This window comes from Klebsiella sp. MPUS7 (genome assembly GCF_009905335.1).
In the GTDB taxonomy this organism is placed as follows: domain Bacteria; phylum Pseudomonadota; class Gammaproteobacteria; order Enterobacterales; family Enterobacteriaceae; genus Klebsiella; species Klebsiella grimontii.
The window spans coordinates 5,469,346-5,488,305 of the sequence record NZ_CP047604.1 but is presented as its reverse complement, the minus strand read 5'-3'; the positions used below and the strand labels follow the sequence as shown (position 1 = coordinate 5,488,305).

Here is an 18,960-nt window from a genome sequence, read left to right as displayed (position 1 = left end):
TGTAAAAATGACCGAACTGAAGAACGATCGTTACCTGCGCGCGCTGCTACGCCAGCCGGTTGATGTCACCCCGGTGTGGATGATGCGTCAGGCGGGCCGCTATTTACCGGAATATAAAGCCACCCGCGCCGAAGCGGGCGATTTTATGTCGCTGTGTAAAAACGCCGAGCTGGCCTGCGAGGTCACGCTGCAGCCGCTGCGTCGCTATAAGCTGGATGCGGCTATCCTCTTCTCGGACATTCTCACTATCCCGGATGCCATGGGGCTGGGGCTCTATTTCGAAGCCGGGGAAGGGCCGCGTTTTACCTCGCCCGTCACCTGTAAAGCGGATGTCGATAAATTACCGGTTCCCGACCCGGAAGATGAACTTGGCTACGTGATGAACGCCGTGCGCACGATTCGCCGTGAGCTGAAGGGGGAAGTGCCGCTGATTGGCTTTTCCGGCAGCCCGTGGACGCTGGCGACCTATATGGTTGAAGGCGGCAGCAGCAAAGCGTTTACGGTGATCAAAAAGATGATGTACGCCGAACCGCAGGCCCTGCATGCGCTGCTCGATAAGCTGGCGAAAAGCGTCACGTTGTATCTGAATGCGCAAATCAAAGCGGGCGCGCAGTCGGTGATGATTTTTGATACCTGGGGCGGCGCGCTGACCGGCCGGGATTACCAGCAGTTCTCGCTCTATTACATGCATAAAATCGTTGATGGTCTGCTGCGTGAAAACGATGGTCGTCGCGTGCCGGTCACGCTGTTTACCAAAGGCGGCGGGCAGTGGCTGGAAGCGATGGCGGAAACCGGCTGCGATGCGCTGGGGCTCGACTGGACTACCGATATCGCCGATGCGCGGCGTCGCGTCGGCCATAAAGTCGCCCTGCAGGGCAATATGGATCCCTCGATGCTGTATGCCCCTCCGGCGCGCATCGAAGAAGAGGTGGCGACCATTCTCGCCGGGTTTGGCCAGGGCGAAGGCCATGTCTTTAACCTCGGGCACGGAATCCATCAGGATGTCGACCCGGAACACGCGGGCGTATTTGTGGAGGCTGTGCACCGGTTGTCAGCGCCATACCACCGTTAAGGAGTGATTATGGATTTATCATCGCTACGCACCCAGCAGCTCAGCCTGGCGGCATCGGTTGAACGAGGCGATCGGCTGGAACAGGATCCGCCGACGCTGATCGGCGGAGCGGATGTTGGATTTGAGCAAGAGGGGGAGGTGACCCGGGCGGCGATGGTACTGCTGAGCTATCCCTCCCTGGAGCTGGTGGAGTATCAGGTCGCGCGCGTTGCGACCACAATGCCCTATATCCCCGGCTTCCTCTCCTTTCGCGAAACTCCCGCGCTGCTGGCGGCGTGGGAGCTGCTTTCGCGCAAACCCGATCTCTTATTCGTCGATGGCCACGGTATTTCCCACCCGCGCCGCCTCGGTGTCGCCAGCCATTTTGGCCTGCTGGTGGATGTGCCGACTATCGGCGTGGCGAAAAAACGGCTGTGCGGTAAGTTTGAGCCGCTGGGCGATGAGCCCGGCGCGCTGGCGCCACTGCTGGATAAAGGCGACCAGCTGGCGTGGGTTTTGCGCAGTAAAACGCGCTGTAATCCCCTATTTGTGAGTACCGGGCACCGCGTGGGCCTGGATAGCGCGCTGATGTGGGTAGAACGCTGCCTGAAAGGCTACCGCCTGCCTGAGCCGACGCGCTGGGCTGATGCGGTGGCGTCCCGACGTCCGGCGTTTGTGCGTTGGCAAGCAAATCACGGCTGATTCAGGTACACTGCGGCTAATTTCTGACTTCGAGATTTCATCATGTTACAAAACCCGATTCATCTGCGCCTGGAGAAGCTGGAAAGCTGGCAGCACGTGACCTTTATGGCCTGCCTGTGCGAGCGGATGTACCCCAACTACGCCATGTTCTGTCAGCAAACTGAGTTCGCCGATGGCCAGCTCTATCGCCGTATCCTCGATCTGATCTGGGAAACGCTGACGGTAAAAGACGCGAAGGTGAATTTCGACAGCCAGCTGGAAAAGCTGGAAGAGGCGATTCCTGCCGCAGATGATTACGACCTGTACGGCGTTTATCCGGCCATCGATGCCTGCGTCGCACTGAGTGAACTGATTCATTCGCGGCTTAGCGGCGAAACGCTCGAACATGCTATTGAAGTCAGCAAGAGTTCGATCACCACCGTCGCGATGCTGGAAATGACCCAGGCTGGTCGCGAAATGACCGACGAAGAGCTCAAAGAAAACCCGGCCGTTGAACAAGAGTGGGATATTCAGTGGGAGATTTTCCGTCTTCTGGCCGACTGCGAAGAACGCGATATTGAACTGATCAAAGGGCTACGGGCAGACCTTCGCGAGGCCGGCGAGAGCAATATTGGTATAAATTTTCAGCAATGAGACCAGAAAACGTGATTTACCGCCTGAATTGTAGCGTCTGAAGGCTTCCATTCCGCCCCCCGTCTGGTCTACATTTGGGGGGCGAAAAAACGTGGCTATCGGTGCGTGTATGCAGGAGAGTGCTTTTCAGGCATTTCCGTCGCACTCGATGCTTAGCAAGCGATAAACACATTGTAAGGATAACTTATGAACAAGACTCAACTGATTGATGTAATTGCGGACAAAGCTGACCTGTCCAAAGCACAGGCGAAAGCTGCCCTGGAATCTACCCTGGCTGCAATTACCGAGTCTCTGAAAGAAGGTGATGCTGTTCAACTGGTTGGTTTCGGTACCTTCAAAGTGAACCACCGCGCTGAGCGTACTGGCCGCAACCCGCAGACCGGTAATGAAATCAAAATCGCCGCAGCAAACGTACCGGCATTTGTTTCAGGTAAAGCTCTGAAAGACGCAGTTAAGTAAGACCGCGTGGCAGTGTACAGTTTTATCGAAGGGGCTTGTCGGCCCCTTTTGTCTACCTGGCGCCGCACGCTGGCGCTGGTAGGCGTATTGCTGCTCACTGCCTGCAGCCATGATTCCTCTCTCCCGCCGTTTACCGCCAGCGGATATGCGGATAACCAGGGGGCGATGCGTATCTGGCGCAAAGATTCCGCCAGCGAGGTCCATCTCCTTGCGGCCTTCAGTCCATGGCGTCATGGTAATACCTCGACCAGCGAGTACCGCTGGCAGGATGGCCAGCTCGCGCTGATCGAACTCAACGTCTACGGCAAACCGCCGGAACATATTCGCGCCCGGTTTGATGCGCAGGGCGAACTCAGCTTTATGCAGCGTGAAATCGATGGCCAGAAGCAGCAGCTTTCCAGCGATCAGGTCGCGCTATACCGCTATCGCGCTGAGCAAATACGCCAGACCAGCGATGCCTTGCGTCAGGGACGCGTTATGCTGCGGCAGGGGCGCTGGCACGCCAACAGGACGGTGACGACCTGTGAAGGCCAGACCGTGAAGCCTGACCTCGATACGCTGGCGCTGGCGCATATTGAGCGTCGCCAGAATCACTCATCCGTTGAGGTGAGCGTGGCATGGCTCGAAGCGCCGGAAGGCTCTCAGCTGCTGCTGGTGGCAAACGAAGACTTCTGTACCTGGCAGCCGACCGAAAAAAGCTTCTGAACTTTACCAGTGTTACCAGTGGTTCATCCCCATATGACCGCGGCCCCCACACCCCATACCTTCGCCGCGAGGAATACCCGCCTGCGCTAATGCGAGATCGAACTTCACCCGCTGTTGGGCAAGCTTCTGACCGAGAGCGTCCATCTCCTGGGCGACGGATTCGATTTTCGCGCTGTCAGGTTTATCCGTGGTTAACAGCGCGTTGTATTCGTAGCGTTTTGATATGAGCTGCTGACGTAAAACGCGGGTTTGTTCATAGAAATCATTATGCAGCTTCTGGGCAGTGGCCTGTTGGTCGGTCGTCAGCTGGTTATAGCCCTGGGGGCCCATACCGTTGCCGTTATTCCAGTGGTGCCTTGCCCAGGCTGAGCTACTGCCGAAAGTCAGCGCGGCGAGGGCAATCAGCGTCAGCGTCATTTTTTTGTTCCGTTTCATAGTTTATTCTCCTGTCTTATGGTTACTCAGTGATTTGCATCTTCCGTGCCAGAGTGGAAAGGCCGCAGGATATCGGGCGTTGAATGCTTTTCAGCGGACGGGAGCGAGTAAAAATGACTCGCGGTAAAGGACGCAGCGGGTCATTTTTACTCGATCGCCTTCCCGGTTTGCGCCCAGGGAGAGGTTAGATGGGACGGAATAGTGGCATGATTTCTGCTGGGCTATGCGGTGTCTGAGGAAAGGGAGTTGTCATGAACGTGATGCGGTTGTCTAAGGATTCCGTCGCCGTTGGGCTGAGCTGGTTGTTAACCGGCCTTATCTTGCTGCTGGTATGCCTGTTTTCCGCTTTAATCGTGCGTGACTATGGCCGTGAAAATGAAGCCGCACGCCAGACTATCCAGGAAAAAGGCAGCGTGCTGATTCGCGCTCTTGAGTCCGGAACCCGGGTCGGAATGGGAATGCGCATGCATCATTCCCAGCTGCAGACGCTGCTGGAGGAGATGGCCTGGCAGCCTGGCGTGCTGTGGTTCGCAGTGACGGATGAGAACGGTAAAATTATCGCCCATAGCGACCCGCGGCGGGTCGGTGAGTCGCTCTATCCTGCCAGCACCCTGCGGGAGCTGAATATCGGTAGCGAGGAGCGCTGGCGCCGCCTCGAACAACCGGAGCCGGCGCTGGAGATTTATCGTCAGTTTCGCCCGCTTAACGGCGGCGGGCATCATATGCGCATGATGATGCGTCGCGAATCTGCCGATCTGCGTAATCAGGCGCCCCAGGTCATTTTTATTGCCTTTGATACCCGCGAGCTGGATGCCGACCATGCTCGTGGCCTGCGCAATATGGTCATTATGCTCTGCGCGGCAGGCGTGGTGATGGCAGCAACGGTGCTGGCGCAGTTCTGGTTCCGCCGCTATCAGCGTTCACGCAAGCAGCTGCAGGAGGCGACGGCGCGAAAAGAAAAGCTGGTGGCGCTCGGTCATCTGGCCGCGGGGGTCGCCCATGAAATCCGCAACCCGCTATCATCCATAAAAGGGCTGGCCAAGTATTTCGCCGAGCGAACCCCAGCCGATGGTGAAGCGCATCAGCTGGCTCTGGTGATGGCCAGAGAAGCCGATCGCCTGAACAGGGTCGTCAGCGAGCTGCTGGAACTGGTGCGTCCGGCGCATTTAAAATATCAATCGGTTGATTTAAATGAAGTGATCACGCATTCGCTTCAACTGGTTAGCCAGGATGCCGCCAGCCGGGCAATATCTCTGACGTTTACCGCGCAGCCCGCGCTATGCCGCATCCAGGCCGATCCGGATCGTTTGAAACAGGTGCTGCTTAACCTTTATCTCAATGCTGTCCATGCCATTGGCCGCGAGGGCGTGATTACGGTGGCGGTGAGGGAGTGCGGCGATGGGCGAGTCAAGGTGAGCGTTGCTGACAGCGGCAAGGGAATGACGGCGGAACAGCTACAGGCCATTTTCACACCGTACTTTAGTACCAAGGCCGACGGCACAGGGCTGGGCCTGGCGGTGGTGCAGAACATCGTTGAGCAGCACGGCGGGACAATTGACGCCGAGAGCGCACCCGGCAAGGGCGCGCTATTTACGTTCTATTTGCCGGTTAATGGGCAACAGAAGGATGAACAAGGATGAGTGGCGAGCAGGTCGATATTCTGGTGGTGGACGATGACATTAGCCACTGCACTATCTTACAGGCGCTGTTGCGGGGCTGGGGTTATCGGGTTGCGCTGGCCAACAACGGCTTACAGGCGCTGGAAAAGGTGCGCGAGAAGGTCTTTGATCTGGTGCTTTGCGATATTCGCATGGCGGAGATGGACGGCATCGAAACGCTAAAAGAGATCAAAACCTTCAATCCGTCGATTCCCGTTCTGATCATGACCGCGTACTCCAGCGTTGATACCGCTGTAGAGGCGCTGAAATCCGGTGCGCTGGACTACCTTATTAAGCCGCTGGACTTTGACAAGCTGCAGCTGACGCTATCCGAGGCGTTGGCCCACACCCGGCTAAGCGAGTCTCCCGTCACAGAGACCCCCGCCGCCCAGTTTGGTATGGTGGGGGATAGCCCGGCGATGCGGGCGTTGCTGAACAATATCACCCTGGTTGCGCCCTCCGATGCGACGGTATTAATTCACGGCGAGTCGGGCACAGGGAAAGAGCTGGTCGCGCGAGCGCTGCACGCCAGCAGCGCTCGCAGCCGCAGGCCGCTGGTGATCCTCAACTGTGCGGCGCTCAACGAGTCGTTGCTGGAGTCGGAGCTGTTTGGCCATGAGAAGGGCGCGTTTACCGGTGCGGACAAACGGCGAGAAGGGCGCTTCGTTGAAGCGGACGGCGGTACGCTGTTCCTTGATGAGATAGGCGACATTTCGCCGTTGATGCAGGTGCGCCTGCTGCGGGCGATTCAGGAGCGCGAAGTGCAGCGCGTGGGCAGCAACCAGACCCTTTCGGTTGACGTACGGCTGATTGCCGCCACCCATCGGGATTTAGCCGAAGAGGTCAGCGCCGGACGTTTTCGCCAGGATCTCTACTACCGTTTGAACGTCGTGACTATCGACATGCCGCCGCTGCGTCATCGCAGGGAGGATATCCCCCAGCTGGCGCGCTATTTCCTGCAACGGTATGCCGAGCGTAACCGCAAAGCGGTACAGGGATTTACGCCACAGGCGATGGACTTGCTGATTCACTACGCCTGGCCGGGCAATATTCGCGAGCTGGAAAATGCGGTGGAGCGGGCGGTGGTCCTGCTGACCGGCGAGTACATCTCCGAACGCGAGCTGCCGCTGGCGATTGCCGGTACGCCGGTTGCGGACGCGCCGCACGGCGATGATAGTATTCAGCCGCTGGTGGAGGTGGAGAAAGAAGCGATTCTGGCGGCACTTGAAAGAACGGGCGGCAACAAAACTGAAGCCGCCCGTCGGTTAGGCATTACGCGCAAAACGCTGCTGGCAAAGCTCAGCCGTTAGCGGTTTTGCTCACGTTCGATAGCGCGCCAGCCGATGTCGTTACGGCTAAAGCTGCCGTCCCAGCTGATATCGCTCATCAGGGCGTAAGCGTGCTTTTGCGCTTCAGCGACGGTGCGGCCCAGCGCGGTAGCGCACAGCACCCGACCGCCGCTGGTCAATACGCGATCGTCGTCAGCAAGTTTGGTTCCGGCGTGGAAGACCTTACCGTCAGCCGCTTCTTCCAGCGGCAGGCCGTGGATCTCATCGCCGGTGCTGTAGTTGCCCGGATAGCCACCGGCGGCGATTACAACGCCCAGCGAGGCGCGCTCGTCCCACTCGGAGGTTTTCTCATTCAGCTTACCGTCGCAGGCGGCGAGGCACAGATCCACCAGATCCGATTTCATGCGCAGCATGATCGGCTGGGTTTCCGGATCGCCAAAGCGGCAGTTGAACTCAATAACCTTCGGATTACCCTGTTTGTCGATCATCAGGCCCGCGTAGAGGAAACCGGTGTAGGTGTTCCCTTCCGCGGCCATACCTTTAACGGTTGGCCAGATAATGCGTTCCATGGTGCGCTGGTGAACCTCATCGGTTACCACCGGTGCCGGAGAGTAAGCGCCCATACCGCCGGTGTTCGGGCCGGTATCGCCATTGCCCACGCGTTTGTGATCCTGGCTGGTGGCCATCGGCAGGACGTGCTCGCCATCGACCATCACGATAAAGCTTGCTTCTTCGCCGTCGAGAAACTCTTCGATGACGATGCGGTGTCCGGCGTCGCCAAAGGCGTTACCTGCCAGCATGTCGTGAACGGCGGCTTCCGCTTCTTCCTGCGTCATGGCAACAATCACACCCTTGCCAGCGGCCAGGCCGTCGGCCTTAATGACGATCGGCGCGCCTTTCTCACGCAGGTACGCCAGAGCGGGCTCAATTTCTGTAAAGTTCTGATACTCCGCCGTCGGAATTTTATGACGGGCGAGAAAATCTTTAGTGAAGGCTTTGGAACCTTCCAGCTGCGCTGCGCCTTCGGTTGGACCGAAGATTTTCAGCCCGGCGGCGCGGAACGCATCTACCACGCCAATCACCAGCGGCGCTTCCGGACCAACGATGGTCAGGTCAATCTTCTCGTTCTGGGCAAAGCTCAGCAGCGCCGGAATATCGGTGACGCCGATAGCCACGTTCTGCAGCGCCGGTTCCAGGGCGGTACCGGCGTTACCCGGGGCGACAAAAACGGTATCAACCAGCGGTGACTGTGCGGCCTTCCAGGCCAGCGCGTGCTCGCGCCCGCCGTTGCCAATAACTAATACTTTCATCGTCTGCTCCGTAAATTAATGGCGGAAGTGGCGCATATCGGTGAAGATCATCGCGATGCCGTGCTCATCGGCGGCGGCAATCACCTCTTCGTCGCGAATAGAACCGCCAGGCTGAATGACGCAGCTCACGCCAACGGCAGCGGCGGCATCAATACCGTCGCGGAACGGGAAGAAGGCGTCGGAGGCCATAGCCGAACCTTTCACTTCCAGACCTTCATCACCGGCTTTAATCCCGGCGATTTTGGCCGAGTAAACGCGGCTCATCTGGCCTGCGCCTATTCCGATGGTCATGTTCTCCTTGGCATACACGATGGCATTGGACTTCACGAACTTCGCCACTTTCCAGCAGAACAGCGCGTCACGCAGCTCTTGCTCGGTCGGCTGGCGTTTGGAAACCACGCGCAGTTCGCCTTCCGTCACCATACCCAAGTCGCGGTCCTGAACCAGCAGGCCGCCGTTAACGCGTTTGAAGTCCAGGCCCGGCACGCGCTGCGTCCACTGACCGCAGGTCAGGACGCGGACGTTCTGTTTCGCGGCAGTGATCTTCAGGGCTTCTTCCGTCGCGGTCGGCGCGATGATCACTTCAACAAACTGGCGGGAGATGATGGCCTGCGCGGTTTCGGCATCCAGTTCGCGGTTAAAGGCGATAATACCGCCGAAGGCAGAGGTCGGGTCGGTTTTATACGCGCGGTCGTAGGCGTCAAGAAGGGAGGTGCTTACCGCCACGCCGCACGGGTTAGCGTGCTTCACGATAACGCAGGCCGGCTCGCTAAACTCTTTCACACACTCCAGCGCCGCATCGGTATCGGCGATGTTGTTATAAGAGAGGGCCTTGCCCTGAACCTGCTGCGCAGTCGCCACGGAAGCTTCTTTGATTTCTTCTTCTATATAGAAGGCAGCCTGCTGGTGGCTGTTTTCACCGTAACGCATATCCTGCTTCTTAATGAAGTTCAGGTTCAGGGTGCGCGGGAAGCGGCCAGCGGCTTCTTTGCTCTCGCCGTGATAGGCCGGAACCATGCTGCCGAAGTAGTTGGCAATCATGCTGTCGTAGGCGGCGGTGTGTTCGAATGCTTTAATGGCGAGATCGAAGCGGGTATCGAGAGTTAAGGAACCTTCGTTGGCATCCATCTCTTGAATAATGGCATCGTAGTCGCTGCTCTTCACCACAATGGCGACATCTTTATGGTTCTTCGCCGCCGAGCGAACCATGGTTGGGCCGCCGATATCAATGTTCTCGACCGCGTCTTCCAGCGAGCAATCCTCGCGGGCCACGGTTTGAGCAAACGGATACAGGTTAACAACCACCATATCAATAGGCGCGATACCGTGTTGTTGCATAATGCCGTCATCCTGGCCGCGGCGGCCGAGAATGCCGCCGTGAACTTTCGGATGCAGAGTCTTCACGCGTCCGTCCATCATTTCCGGGAAACCGGTGTAGTCAGAGACTTCGGTCACCGGCAGACCTTTCTCAGCCAGCAGGCGTGCGGTACCACCCGTAGACAGTAGCTCGACACCACGAGCGGAAAGCGCCTGCGCGAATTCGACGATACCGGCCTTGTTAGAAACACTGAGCAGGGCGCGGCGGACTGGACGACGTTGTTGCATGGTATTAAATCCCCAGGATTTGAATATTACAGAGAGCGTTAGGTGAGTTTTTGCCTAAAAACTCACCTAACGCACCCAACCGGGCATCCTTGTTATAGCGCGGCATTGTAACGAAAACGTTTGCGCAACGCTCGCGAATTTTTATCTTTCTATTTTTACCCCCGGATCGCGCCTTATATAGACCTTATATAGAGAAGAGAGATGGCCTTTATAAGGGGGCACCTTTCGTCATCTGTGGATAATTCTGTGCGTAACTGGGTATAAAGCGGGGTTTTGCTGGGGAATGCAGCAGTCAGTCATTTTTCTGCAATTTTACTATTGCGGATGCTCGGGAACTCCCTATAATGCGCCTCCATCGACACGGCAGATGTGAATCACTTCACAAACAACCCGGTCAGTTGAAGAGAAAAAATCCTGAAATAACGGGTTGACTCTGAAAGAGGAAAGCGTAATATACGCCACCTCGCAACGGTGAGCGAAAGCCGCGTTGCACTGCTCTTTAACAATTTATCAGACAATCTGTGTGGGCACTCAAAGTGACATGGATTCTTAACGTCTTCGGACGAAAAATGAATACCAAGTCTCAAAGAGTGAACACGTAATTCATTACGAAGTTTAATTCTACGAGCATCAAACTTAAATTGAAGAGTTTGATCATGGCTCAGATTGAACGCTGGCGGCAGGCCTAACACATGCAAGTCGAACGGTAGCACAGAGAGCTTGCTCTCGGGTGACGAGTGGCGGACGGGTGAGTAATGTCTGGGAAACTGCCTGATGGAGGGGGATAACTACTGGAAACGGTAGCTAATACCGCATAACGTCGCAAGACCAAAGAGGGGGACCTTCGGGCCTCTTGCCATCAGATGTGCCCAGATGGGATTAGCTAGTAGGTGGGGTAACGGCTCACCTAGGCGACGATCCCTAGCTGGTCTGAGAGGATGACCAGCCACACTGGAACTGAGACACGGTCCAGACTCCTACGGGAGGCAGCAGTGGGGAATATTGCACAATGGGCGCAAGCCTGATGCAGCCATGCCGCGTGTATGAAGAAGGCCTTCGGGTTGTAAAGTACTTTCAGCGGGGAGGAAGGCGATAAGGTTAATAACCTTGTCGATTGACGTTACCCGCAGAAGAAGCACCGGCTAACTCCGTGCCAGCAGCCGCGGTAATACGGAGGGTGCAAGCGTTAATCGGAATTACTGGGCGTAAAGCGCACGCAGGCGGTCTGTCAAGTCGGATGTGAAATCCCCGGGCTCAACCTGGGAACTGCATTCGAAACTGGCAGGCTGGAGTCTTGTAGAGGGGGGTAGAATTCCAGGTGTAGCGGTGAAATGCGTAGAGATCTGGAGGAATACCGGTGGCGAAGGCGGCCCCCTGGACAAAGACTGACGCTCAGGTGCGAAAGCGTGGGGAGCAAACAGGATTAGATACCCTGGTAGTCCACGCTGTAAACGATGTCGACTTGGAGGTTGTTCCCTTGAGGAGTGGCTTCCGGAGCTAACGCGTTAAGTCGACCGCCTGGGGAGTACGGCCGCAAGGTTAAAACTCAAATGAATTGACGGGGGCCCGCACAAGCGGTGGAGCATGTGGTTTAATTCGATGCAACGCGAAGAACCTTACCTACTCTTGACATCCAGAGAACTTAGCAGAGATGCTTTGGTGCCTTCGGGAACTCTGAGACAGGTGCTGCATGGCTGTCGTCAGCTCGTGTTGTGAAATGTTGGGTTAAGTCCCGCAACGAGCGCAACCCTTATCCTTTGTTGCCAGCGGTCCGGCCGGGAACTCAAAGGAGACTGCCAGTGATAAACTGGAGGAAGGTGGGGATGACGTCAAGTCATCATGGCCCTTACGAGTAGGGCTACACACGTGCTACAATGGCATATACAAAGAGAAGCGACCTCGCGAGAGCAAGCGGACCTCATAAAGTATGTCGTAGTCCGGATTGGAGTCTGCAACTCGACTCCATGAAGTCGGAATCGCTAGTAATCGTGGATCAGAATGCCACGGTGAATACGTTCCCGGGCCTTGTACACACCGCCCGTCACACCATGGGAGTGGGTTGCAAAAGAAGTAGGTAGCTTAACCTTCGGGAGGGCGCTTACCACTTTGTGATTCATGACTGGGGTGAAGTCGTAACAAGGTAACCGTAGGGGAACCTGCGGTTGGATCACCTCCTTACCTGAAAGAACCTGCCTTTGTAGTGTCCACACAGATTGTCTGATAGATGTAAAGAAGCAAGACGGCTGCGAAGTCGCGACACCTCGTGTCCCCTTCGTCTAGCGGTTAGGACTCCGCCCTTTCACGGCGGCAACAGGGGTTCGAATCCCCTAGGGGACGCCACTTGCTGGCTGTGAGTGAAAGGCACAACCAACCGATATCTCAAAACTCATCTTCGGGTGACGTTTGAGATATTTGCTCTTTAAAAATCTGGATCAAGCTGAAAATTGAAACGACACACAGCTAATGTGTGTTCGAGTCTCTCAAATTTTCGCGACACGATGATGTTTTACGAAACATCTTCGGGTTGTGAGGTTAAGCGACTAAGCGTACACGGTGGATGCCCTGGCAGTCAGAGGCGATGAAGGACGTGCTAATCTGCGAAAAGCGTCGGTAAGGTGATATGAACCGTTATAGCCGGCGATGTCCGAATGGGGAAACCCAGTGCAATTCGTTGCACTATCGTTTGATGAATACATAGTCAAACGAGGCGAACCGGGGGAACTGAAACATCTAAGTACCCCGAGGAAAAGAAATCAACCGAGATTCCCCCAGTAGCGGCGAGCGAACGGGGAGCAGCCCGGAGTCTGAATCAGCTTGTGTGTTAGTGGAAGCGTCTGGAAAGTCGCAGGGTACAGGGTGATACTCCCGTACACTAAAGCACACAGGTTGTGAACTCGAAGAGTAGGGCGGGACACGTGGTATCCTGTCTGAATATGGGGGGACCATCCTCCAAGGCTAAATACTCCTGACTGACCGATAGTGAACCAGTACCGTGAGGGAAAGGCGAAAAGAACCCCGGCGAGGGGAGTGAAAAAGAACCTGAAACCGTGTACGTACAAGCAGTAGGAGCCTCTTTATGGGGTGACTGCGTACCTTTTGTATAATGGGTCAGCGACTTATATTCTGTAGCAAGGTTAACCGTATAGGGGAGCCGCAGGGAAACCGAGTCTTAACTGGGCGTTAAGTTGCAGGGTATAGACCCGAAACCCGGTGATCTAGCCATGGGCAGGTTGAAGGTTGGGTAACACTAACTGGAGGACCGAACCGACTAATGTTGAAAAATTAGCGGATGACTTGTGGCTGGGGGTGAAAGGCCAATCAAACCGGGAGATAGCTGGTTCTCCCCGAAAGCTATTTAGGTAGCGCCTCGTGAACTCATCTTCGGGGGTAGAGCACTGTTTCGGCTAGGGGGTCATCCCGACTTACCAACCCGATGCAAACTACGAATACCGAAGAATGTTATCACGGGAGACACACGGCGGGTGCTAACGTCCGTCGTGAAGAGGGAAACAACCCAGACCGCCAGCTAAGGTCCCAAAGTCATGGTTAAGTGGGAAACGATGTGGGAAGGCCCAGACAGCCAGGATGTTGGCTTAGAAGCAGCCATCATTTAAAGAAAGCGTAATAGCTCACTGGTCGAGTCGGCCTGCGCGGAAGATGTAACGGGGCTAAACCATGCACCGAAGCTGCGGCAGCGACACTATGTGTTGTTGGGTAGGGGAGCGTTCTGTAAGCCGTTGAAGGTGGCCTGTGAGGGTTGCTGGAGGTATCAGAAGTGCGAATGCTGACATAAGTAACGATAATGCGGGTGAAAAACCCGCACGCCGGAAGACCAAGGGTTCCTGTCCAACGTTAATCGGGGCAGGGTGAGTCGACCCCTAAGGCGAGGCCGAAAGGCGTAGTCGATGGGAAACAGGTTAATATTCCTGTACTCGGTGTTACTGCGAAGGGGGGACGGAGAAGGCTATGTTGGCCGGGCGACGGTTGTCCCGGTTTAAGCATGTAGGCGGATGTTCCAGGTAAATCCGGAACGTTATTAACGCTGAGGTGTGATGACGAGGCACTACGGTGCTGAAGTGACAAATGCCCTGCTTCCAGGAAAAGCCTCTAAGCATCAGGTAACATCAAATCGTACCCCAAACCGACACAGGTGGTCAGGTAGAGAATACCAAGGCGCTTGAGAGAACTCGGGTGAAGGAACTAGGCAAAATGGTGCCGTAACTTCGGGAGAAGGCACGCTGATATGTAGGTGAAGTGGTTTACCCATGGAGCTGAAATCAGTCGAAGATACCAGCTGGCTGCAACTGTTTATTAAAAACACAGCACTGTGCAAACACGAAAGTGGACGTATACGGTGTGACGCCTGCCCGGTGCCGGAAGGTTAATTGATGGGGTTATCCGTAAGGAGAAGCTCTTGATCGAAGCCCCGGTAAACGGCGGCCGTAACTATAACGGTCCTAAGGTAGCGAAATTCCTTGTCGGGTAAGTTCCGACCTGCACGAATGGCGTAATGATGGCCAGGCTGTCTCCACCCGAGACTCAGTGAAATTGAACTCGCTGTGAAGATGCAGTGTACCCGCGGCAAGACGGAAAGACCCCGTGAACCTTTACTATAGCTTGACACTGAACACTGGTCCTTGATGTGTAGGATAGGTGGGAGGCTTTGAAGCGTGGACGCCAGTCTGCGTGGAGCCATCCTTGAAATACCACCCTTTAATGGCTGGTGTTCTAACGTGGGCCCCTAATCGGGGTTGCGGACAGTGTCTGGTGGGTAGTTTGACTGGGGCGGTCTCCTCCTAAAGAGTAACGGAGGAGCACGAAGGTCAGCTAATCCTGGTCGGACATCAGGAGGTTAGTGCAATGGCATAAGCTGGCTTGACTGCGAGCGTGACGGCGCGAGCAGGTGCGAAAGCAGGTCATAGTGATCCGGTGGTTCTGAATGGAAGGGCCATCGCTCAACGGATAAAAGGTACTCCGGGGATAACAGGCTGATACCGCCCAAGAGTTCATATCGACGGCGGTGTTTGGCACCTCGATGTCGGCTCATCACATCCTGGGGCTGAAGTAGGTCCCAAGGGTATGGCTGTTCGCCATTTAAAGTGGTACGCGAGCTGGGTTTAGAACGTCGTGAGACAGTTCGGTCCCTATCTGCCGTGGGCGCTGGAGAATTGAGGGGGGCTGCTCCTAGTACGAGAGGACCGGAGTGGACGCATCACTGGTGTTCGGGTTGTCATGCCAATGGCATTGCCCGGTAGCTAAATGCGGAAGAGATAAGTGCTGAAAGCATCTAAGCACGAAACTTGCCCCGAGATGAGTTCTCCCTGACTCCTTGAGAGTCCTGAAGGAACGTTGAAGACGACGACGTTGATAGGCCGGGTGTGTAAGCGCAGCGATGCGTTGAGCTAACCGGTACTAATGAACCGTGAGGCTTAACCTTACAACGCCGAAGATGTTTTGGCGGATTGAGAGAAGATTTTCAGCCTGATACAGATTAAACAGAATTTGCCTGGCGGCAACAGCGCGGTGGTCCCACCTGACCCCATGCCGAACTCAGAAGTGAAACGCCGTAGCGCCGATGGTAGTGTGGGGTCTCCCCATGTGAGAGTAGGGAACTGCCAGGCATCAATTAAGTGAAGAGCCCATCCTGACGGATGGGCTTTTTGCGTTTTTGTGGTCTGCGAATGACCGGACAGGAGTTGATCCTTATCCGGCCCCATATTTTACTCATGTACCAGATGCAATAACGGATAAGGTTTACCAAGATCGTCCGTCTCTGAACGCCCCGTCACCTTAAAGCCCATCTTCTGATAAAATCCGACCGCTTGCTCATTCTGCTCATTAACGTTGGTCGTCAACTTTGGCGCCAGCGTTAGCGCGTGTTCAATCAGTAATTTACCGACTCCACAGCCGCGGACCGTAGGGTCAACGAATAGCGCATCCATATGTTCACCCGTAAGAAGCATAAAGGCGACGGGCTCATCTTTCTCCGTTACCGCCACCCACAGCGGCGCTTCGGGTAGAAATGAACTCACCAGCGTTTCGAGTTCCACTCTATACTCTTTTGACAGGAAATCGTGTGTGGCATCAACCGACCGACGCCAGATCGCAACCAGTTTTTCCCCTTCATCATGCCGTGAACGGCGGATACTAATAACCATAATTGCTCCTTTTATTTGTTCTTATATTCTAACCTAAAAATCTCCGTGAAATTTTCTCACCCTGCACCTGCAGGCTCGACATTCACCTTATTCCTGGGTATCTTCAGCTGTCTGGATGTCTAAACGTTTATACGTATGCTATGAGGTAATAAAGTTATGCCAATTCGGGTGCAGGACGAGCTACCGGCCGTCAATTTCTTGCGTAATGAAAACGTCTTTGTGATGACGACAACTCGCGCGACGACTCAGGAAATCCGCCCGCTGAAGGTGCTCATCCTTAATCTGATGCCGAAGAAAATCGAGACTGAGAATCAGTTTCTGCGACTGCTTTCCAACTCTCCTCTGCAGCTTGATATCCAGCTGCTGCGCATCGATGCCCGCGAATCGCGTAATACCCCGGCGGAACACCTCAACAACTTTTACTGCAACTTTGAAGATATTTGCGATCAGAACTTTGACGGCCTGATTGTGACCGGCGCGCCTTTAGGGCTTGTTGAGTTTAATGACGTTGCCTACTGGCCGCAGATCAAGCAGGTACTGGAGTGGGCAAAAGATCATGTCACCTCCACGCTGTTTGTCTGTTGGGCGGTACAGGCTGCCCTTAATATTCTCTACGGTATTCCTAAACAGACCCGCTCTGAAAAGATTTCCGGCGTATATGAACACCATATCCTGCAACCTCATGCCTTGTTAACCCGCGGCTTTGACGATAGCTTTCTGGCCCCGCATTCGCGCTATGCCGATTTCCCGGCGGCGCTGATTCGCGACTACACCGACCTGGAGATTTTGGCGGAGACGGAAGAGGGGGACGCCTACCTGTTCGCCAGTAAAGATAAACGCATCGCCTTCGTGACCGGTCACCCGGAATATGACGCCAATACCCTGGCCAGCGAGTTTTTCCGCGATGTGGAAGCGGGCCTCGATCCGCAGGTTCCGTACAATTATTTCCCGCAAAACGATCCGCAGAACAAACCGCGCGCCACATGGCGAAGCCATGGCAATCTGCTGTTTATCAACTGGCTGAATTATTACGTCTACCAGATCACGCCATACGATCTACGCCATATGAATCCGACTCTGGATTAATCTTCTACACAACGCGATCCTAAAGCGTTTCAGCATTTTGCCTCTGGCACCTTCGGGTGCCTTTTTTATTTCCGAAACGCAGCTCATATTGTAATTAAACTTTATTCATATTGTTATCAATAGGTTAAATTGTAATTAAATTAAAAATGGAAATTGTTTTTGATTTTGAAAAATAAATGCGTAGTCTTAATTGTGCTGAACGAAAACTACACAACGATCTTACGTTCGCGCCAACTGGATCAACCAAGAGGAGCAGCACATGACGCAGCAGGCGACAATTACTGACGAACTGGCTTTTAGCCAGCCATATGGCGACCAGGAAAAGCAAATCTTAACGCCTGAGGCAGTGGAGTTTCTGACCGAGCTGGTGAGCCGCTTTACGCCAGAGCGCAACAAACTCCTGGCGGCGCGTATCCAGCAGCAGCAGGCAATTGACGACGGAAAGCTTCCTGATTTTATTTCGGAAACAGCTTCCATTCGTAATAGTGAATGGAAGATCCGCGGCATTCCGGAGGATTTGCAGGATCGGCGGGTGGAAATCACCGGGCCGGTTGAGCGCAAGATGGTGATCAATGCGCTCAATGCGAACGTGAAAGTCTTCATGGCGGATTTCGAAGACTCGCTGGCGCCCGAATGGAACAAAGTCATTGATGGGCAAATTAACCTGCGCGATGCGGTTAACGGCACCATCAGCTACACCAATGAAGCCGGCAAGATTTATCAGCTCAAGCCGAACCCGGCGCTACTGATCTGCCGCGTTCGCGGTTTGCACCTGCCGGAAAAACATGTGACCTGGCGCGGTGAAGCCATTCCCGGCAGCCTGTTCGACTTCGCACTCTATTTCTTCCATAACTACAAAGCGTTACTGGAAAAAGGCAGCGGCCCCTATTTCTATCTGCCGAAGACTCAGGCCTGGCAGGAAGCGGCGTGGTGGAGTGAAGTCTTTAGCTTTACGGAAGACCGTTTTGAGCTGCCGCGCGGCACCGTTAAAGCCACCTTGCTGATTGAAACGCTGCCCGCCGTATTCCAGATGGATGAAATCCTACATGCCCTGCGCGACCATATTGTTGGCCTGAACTGCGGGCGCTGGGACTACATCTTCAGCTATATCAAAACGCTGAAGAACCACCCTGATCGCGTTCTGCCGGATCGTCAGGTGGTGACGATGGACAAACCTTTCCTCAGCGCCTATTCGCGATTGCTGATTAAGACCTGCCACAAGCGCGGCGCGTTTGCGATGGGCGGTATGGCGGCCTTTATCCCCAGTAAAGACGCTGAACGCAACAATCAGGTGCTGAATAAAGTAAAAGCCGATAAGTCGCTGGAGGCGAATAACGGCCATGACGGTACCTGGATCGCGCATCCCGGGCTGGCTGACACCGCGATGGCCGTCTTTAACGGTGTACTGGGCGAGAACAAAAATCAGCTGTCGGTTACCCGCGAAGACGACGCGCCGATTACCGCTGAACAGCTGCTGGCCCCCTGCGAGGGCGAACGAACCGAAGAGGGCATGCGCGCCAATATTCGCGTGGCGGTGCAGTACATCGAGGCGTGGATCTCCGGTAATGGCTGCGTACCGATCTATGGCCTGATGGAAGATGCGGCAACGGCCGAAATCTCCCGCACCTCGATTTGGCAGTGGATCCATCATGAGAAAACCCTCAGTAACGGCACACCGGTAACCAAAGCGCTGTTCCGCCAGTGGCTGGCCGAAGAGATGCGGGTGATTCAGGACGAACTGGGCGAGCACCGCTACAGCAGCGGGCGTTTTGATGAAGCCGCTCGCCTGATGGAACAGATCACCACCTCCGACGAGCTGATCGATTTCTTAACCCTGCCGGGCTATCGCCTTCTGGCCTAATTCACCAC

13 protein-coding genes, 1 tRNA gene and 3 rRNA genes are annotated in these 18,960 nt (G+C 55.2%); 13 read left to right on the top strand and 4 right to left on the bottom strand.

Going from position 1 to position 18,960, the window contains the following annotated elements; all coding sequences use genetic code 11:
- The first annotated feature begins 7 nt into the window (after window positions 1-7).
- From hemE to GUC22_RS25640, 5 genes are all read left to right on the top strand, one after another.
- Window positions 8-1,072 (top strand): uroporphyrinogen decarboxylase, encoded by a 1,065-nt coding sequence (gene hemE / locus GUC22_RS25660; protein ID WP_004127611.1) that lies wholly within the window; start codon window positions 8-10, stop codon window positions 1,070-1,072.
- Window positions 1,073-1,081: 9 nt separating this feature from the next.
- Window positions 1,082-1,753 (top strand): deoxyribonuclease V, encoded by a 672-nt coding sequence (nfi, locus tag GUC22_RS25655; RefSeq protein WP_024360693.1) that lies wholly within the window; start codon window positions 1,082-1,084, stop codon window positions 1,751-1,753.
- A 42-nt stretch (window positions 1,754-1,795) separates the two neighbouring features.
- Window positions 1,796-2,386: a YjaG family protein gene (locus GUC22_RS25650; protein ID WP_004097673.1), complete on the top strand. Its 591-nt coding sequence runs from the start codon at window positions 1,796-1,798 to the stop codon at window positions 2,384-2,386.
- A gap of 186 nt (window positions 2,387-2,572) precedes the next feature.
- A complete protein-coding gene (gene hupA / locus GUC22_RS25645; RefSeq protein ID WP_004097675.1) occupies window positions 2,573-2,845 on the top strand; it encodes a nucleoid-associated protein HU-alpha in 273 nt (90 codons plus the stop codon).
- A 12-nt stretch (window positions 2,846-2,857) separates the two neighbouring features.
- The gene (locus tag GUC22_RS25640; RefSeq protein WP_004870522.1) at window positions 2,858-3,550 is read left to right on the top strand and encodes a DUF1481 domain-containing protein; all 693 of its coding nucleotides are present in this window, start codon (window positions 2,858-2,860) and stop codon (window positions 3,548-3,550) included.
- Window positions 3,551-3,562: 12 nt separating this feature from the next.
- On the opposite strand, the gene zraP is transcribed toward GUC22_RS25640, so the two are convergent.
- Complete coding sequence (gene zraP / locus GUC22_RS25635) at window positions 3,563-3,985, bottom strand: zinc resistance sensor/chaperone ZraP (RefSeq protein ID WP_024360694.1); 423 nt, start codon at window positions 3,983-3,985, stop codon at window positions 3,563-3,565.
- A 251-nt stretch (window positions 3,986-4,236) separates the two neighbouring features.
- Here zraP and zraS point away from each other — a divergent pair, with 251 nt between their 5' ends.
- Together zraS and zraR are read left to right on the top strand one after the other, a co-directional pair.
- The gene (zraS, locus tag GUC22_RS25630) at window positions 4,237-5,625 is read left to right on the top strand and encodes a two-component system sensor histidine kinase ZraS (protein WP_004870525.1); all 1,389 of its coding nucleotides are present in this window, start codon (window positions 4,237-4,239) and stop codon (window positions 5,623-5,625) included.
- The gene (gene zraR / locus GUC22_RS25625; RefSeq protein ID WP_024360695.1) at window positions 5,622-6,953 is read left to right on the top strand and encodes a sigma-54-dependent response regulator transcription factor ZraR; all 1,332 of its coding nucleotides are present in this window, start codon (window positions 5,622-5,624) and stop codon (window positions 6,951-6,953) included. The genes zraS and zraR overlap by 4 nt, the downstream gene beginning before the upstream one ends.
- On the opposite strand, the gene purD is transcribed toward zraR, so the two are convergent.
- Both purD and purH read right to left on the bottom strand, forming a co-directional pair.
- Window positions 6,950-8,242, bottom strand: coding sequence for a phosphoribosylamine--glycine ligase (gene purD / locus GUC22_RS25620; protein ID WP_024360696.1), 1,293 nt, complete (start codon window positions 8,240-8,242; stop codon window positions 6,950-6,952). The two genes, zraR and purD, sit on opposite strands and share 4 nt — an antisense overlap.
- Before the next feature lie 15 nt (window positions 8,243-8,257).
- Window positions 8,258-9,847 (bottom strand): bifunctional phosphoribosylaminoimidazolecarboxamide formyltransferase/IMP cyclohydrolase, encoded by a 1,590-nt coding sequence (gene purH / locus GUC22_RS25615; protein WP_160183852.1) that lies wholly within the window; start codon window positions 9,845-9,847, stop codon window positions 8,258-8,260.
- A 638-nt stretch (window positions 9,848-10,485) separates the two neighbouring features.
- On the opposite strand from purH, the gene GUC22_RS25610 reads away from it, so the two are divergent.
- The 4 genes from GUC22_RS25610 (at window position 10,486) to rrf (ending at window position 15,468) form a co-directional block, all read left to right on the top strand.
- Window positions 10,486-12,025: ribosomal RNA gene (locus GUC22_RS25610) — 16S ribosomal RNA — on the top strand.
- Window positions 12,026-12,112: 87 nt separating this feature from the next.
- Window positions 12,113-12,187, top strand: a tRNA-Glu gene (locus GUC22_RS25605).
- A gap of 190 nt (window positions 12,188-12,377) precedes the next feature.
- Window positions 12,378-15,284 (top strand): 23S ribosomal RNA (locus GUC22_RS25600).
- A 68-nt stretch (window positions 15,285-15,352) separates the two neighbouring features.
- Window positions 15,353-15,468: ribosomal RNA gene (rrf, locus tag GUC22_RS25595) — 5S ribosomal RNA — on the top strand.
- Together the 16S, 23S and 5S rRNA genes with 1 tRNA gene alongside form the textbook arrangement of a ribosomal RNA operon.
- 99 nt (window positions 15,469-15,567) lie before the next feature.
- On the opposite strand, the gene GUC22_RS25590 is transcribed toward rrf, so the two are convergent.
- A complete protein-coding gene (locus tag GUC22_RS25590) occupies window positions 15,568-16,005 on the bottom strand; it encodes an acetyltransferase (RefSeq protein ID WP_004138452.1) in 438 nt (145 codons plus the stop codon).
- A gap of 156 nt (window positions 16,006-16,161) precedes the next feature.
- Between GUC22_RS25590 and metA the strand changes: the two genes are divergently transcribed.
- Both metA and aceB read left to right on the top strand, forming a co-directional pair.
- Entirely contained in the window at window positions 16,162-17,091 is a 930-nt protein-coding gene (gene metA, locus GUC22_RS25585) for a homoserine O-acetyltransferase MetA (protein ID WP_004138454.1), read from the top strand.
- A 259-nt stretch (window positions 17,092-17,350) separates the two neighbouring features.
- Window positions 17,351-18,952: a malate synthase A gene (gene aceB / locus GUC22_RS25580; protein WP_049130453.1), complete on the top strand. Its 1,602-nt coding sequence runs from the start codon at window positions 17,351-17,353 to the stop codon at window positions 18,950-18,952.
- Window positions 18,953-18,960 lie beyond the last annotated feature (8 nt).

Coding starts and splice junctions, on each gene's coding strand:
- hemE (WP_004127611.1), top strand. CDS start 8: ATGACCGAACTGAAGAACGATCGTTACCTGCGCGCGCTGCTACGCCAG.
- nfi (WP_024360693.1), top strand. CDS start 1,082: ATGGATTTATCATCGCTACGCACCCAGCAGCTCAGCCTGGCGGCATCG.
- GUC22_RS25650 (WP_004097673.1), top strand. CDS start 1,796: ATGTTACAAAACCCGATTCATCTGCGCCTGGAGAAGCTGGAAAGCTGG.
- hupA (WP_004097675.1), top strand. CDS start 2,573: ATGAACAAGACTCAACTGATTGATGTAATTGCGGACAAAGCTGACCTG.
- zraP (WP_024360694.1), bottom strand. CDS start 3,985: ATGAAACGGAACAAAAAAATGACGCTGACGCTGATTGCCCTCGCCGCG.
- zraS (WP_004870525.1), top strand. CDS start 4,237: ATGAACGTGATGCGGTTGTCTAAGGATTCCGTCGCCGTTGGGCTGAGC.
- zraR (WP_024360695.1), top strand. CDS start 5,622: ATGAGTGGCGAGCAGGTCGATATTCTGGTGGTGGACGATGACATTAGC.
- purD (WP_024360696.1), bottom strand. CDS start 8,242: ATGAAAGTATTAGTTATTGGCAACGGCGGGCGCGAGCACGCGCTGGCC.
- purH (WP_160183852.1), bottom strand. CDS start 9,847: ATGCAACAACGTCGTCCAGTCCGCCGCGCCCTGCTCAGTGTTTCTAAC.
- GUC22_RS25590 (WP_004138452.1), bottom strand. CDS start 16,005: ATGGTTATTAGTATCCGCCGTTCACGGCATGATGAAGGGGAAAAACTG.
- metA (WP_004138454.1), top strand. CDS start 16,162: ATGCCAATTCGGGTGCAGGACGAGCTACCGGCCGTCAATTTCTTGCGT.
- aceB (WP_049130453.1), top strand. CDS start 17,351: ATGACGCAGCAGGCGACAATTACTGACGAACTGGCTTTTAGCCAGCCA.